The following is a 1808-nucleotide window of genomic DNA, read 5'->3' on the forward strand; positions in this document are numbered from 1 at the left end:
CTACCCGAGCGATTCCACTTCCATGATCTACGGCATACCGGAGACCATCTCGCGTCCCGCGCCGGGGCGAGCACCCGCGAGCTGATGCACAGGATGGGCCACGCGAGCGAGCGGGCAGCGTTGATCTACCAGCACGCCACCCGGGAACGTGACCGCCAGATCGCCCGGGACATGGATCGGCTGATCCAGCGCGAGGGCCAGACGATCAGTGCGGCAGCGGAGACGGCAACCGGGAACGAAAACGATCGGGACGAAGGCTAGGCAGAGGACTACTGGGTCGCCTAATAGCCCGCTAATCGTCCAAGACCCTGCCCGGAGCGATGATCCCGCGGACTGAACCCTCTCTGACCTGGGTGCCCCCGGCAGTGTGGTCCCTCAAGACATCGGCGACACATCTCTCAAGACATGGGCGACACATCTCTCAAGACATCGGCGACAGTCAGGGTGGGCCGTGATGCTCGGGCATGTCGAAGGCGCGCCTGGTTCTGACTGCCCTGTTCGTTGATCGTCAGACGCCCGCGGAGGTGGCCCGCCGCTACGGTGTGCACCGGTCGTGGGTGTACAAGCTGAGGGCCCGCTACCGAGCCGAGGGGGAGGCCGCGCTCTGGCCGCGGCCGCGGCGGCCGAAGCTCTCGCCTGCGGCGACTCCGGCCTCCACCATCGAGTTGATCATCCGGTTGCGCAAGGAGTTAGCCGAGTCCGGGCTGGACGCCGGGCCGGACACTATCTGCTGGCATCTGGCCCACCACCACGGCGTCACCGTGTCGCCGGCCACGGTGGCCCGCTGCCTGACCCGGGCCGGGCTGGTCGTCGCGGCGCCGAAGAAACGACCTCGGTCGTCCTACATCCGCTTCGCTGCGGACCTGCCGAACGAGTGCTGGCAGTCCGACGTCACCCATTACTGGCTGGCCGACGGCACCGACGCGGAGATCCTGTCCTGGCTGGATGACCACGCCCGCTACGCCCTGTCGGTGACCGCCCATCGGCGGGTGACCGGGCCGATCGTGGCCGACACGTTCGCCGAAACCGCAGCTCAGCACGGCATCCCCGCGTCCACGCTGACGGACAATGCGATGGTCTACACGACCCGCTACTCCGGCGGCCGCGGCGGCCGCAACGCGTTCGAGGCCCAGCTGCGGCGCCTGGGCGTGGTGCAGAAGAACTCCCGCCCCAACCACCCCACCACCTGCGGCAAAGCCGAGCGGTTCCAGCAGACCATGAAGAAGTGGCTGGCCGCCCAACCCGTCCAGCCCACCACGATCGGCCAGCTGCAGATCCTGCTCGACGCGTTCGCAGACGCCTACAACCACCGGCGCCCGCACCGGTCCCTGCCGCAGCGGGCCACCCCGGCGACCGCCTACGCCGCGCGGCCGAAGGCCACCCCGGCGGCCAGCCGGGACGCCGACACCCACGACCGGGTCCGCCGCGACCGCATCGACACCACCGGGGTGGTCACCCTCCGCCACGCTGGCCGGCTGCACCACATCGGCATCGGGCGAACCCACGCCCGAACCCACGTCCTCTTGCTCGTCCAGGACCTCGACATCAGGGTCGTCAACGCCGCCACCGGCGAACTATTGCGCGAGCTGACCCTCGACCCCACCCGCGACTATCAGCCCACCGGCCGACCCCCAGGACCCACCCGCAAATAACAACAGGCGAACCCACAAACCGTGGGTTCGCCTGTCGCCGATGTCTTGAGAGATCACACAGTGCGCCCGGCAGGATTCGAACCTGCGACCTTCGGATTAGAAGTCCGTCGCTCTATCCACTGAGCTACGGGCGCTCGGCGGCTGGCGCTGTCGCCA

At 68.6% G+C, this 1808-nt stretch carries 1 protein-coding gene, 1 tRNA gene and 1 pseudogene; 2 read left to right on the forward strand and 1 reads right to left on the reverse strand.

Translation table 11 applies throughout. The features are described from left to right. Both VGR06_RS22840 and VGR06_RS22845 read left to right on the forward strand, forming a co-directional pair. Positions 1 to 261: pseudogene (locus tag VGR06_RS22840) on the forward strand (hypothetical protein); the annotation flags it as partial. A gap of 203 nt (positions 262 to 464) precedes the next feature. Next, entirely contained in the window at positions 465 to 1652 is a 1188-nt protein-coding gene (locus tag VGR06_RS22845) for an IS481 family transposase (RefSeq protein WP_327561146.1), read from the forward strand. A gap of 61 nt (positions 1653 to 1713) precedes the next feature. Here VGR06_RS22845 and VGR06_RS22850 read toward each other — a convergent pair. Continuing rightward, a tRNA-Arg gene (locus tag VGR06_RS22850) sits at positions 1714 to 1786 on the reverse strand. Between the last annotated feature and the right edge of the window lie 22 nt (positions 1787 to 1808).

Origin of the sequence: Actinophytocola sp., from assembly GCF_036002505.1 — a bacterium.
In the GTDB taxonomy this organism is placed as follows: domain Bacteria; phylum Actinomycetota; class Actinomycetes; order Mycobacteriales; family Pseudonocardiaceae; genus DASYTH01.

Excerpts from the sequence above, each read along its gene's own strand:
- VGR06_RS22845 (WP_327561146.1), top strand. The coding sequence starts at position 465 with ATGTCGAAGGCGCGCCTGGTTCTGACTGCCCTGTTCGTTGATCGTCAG.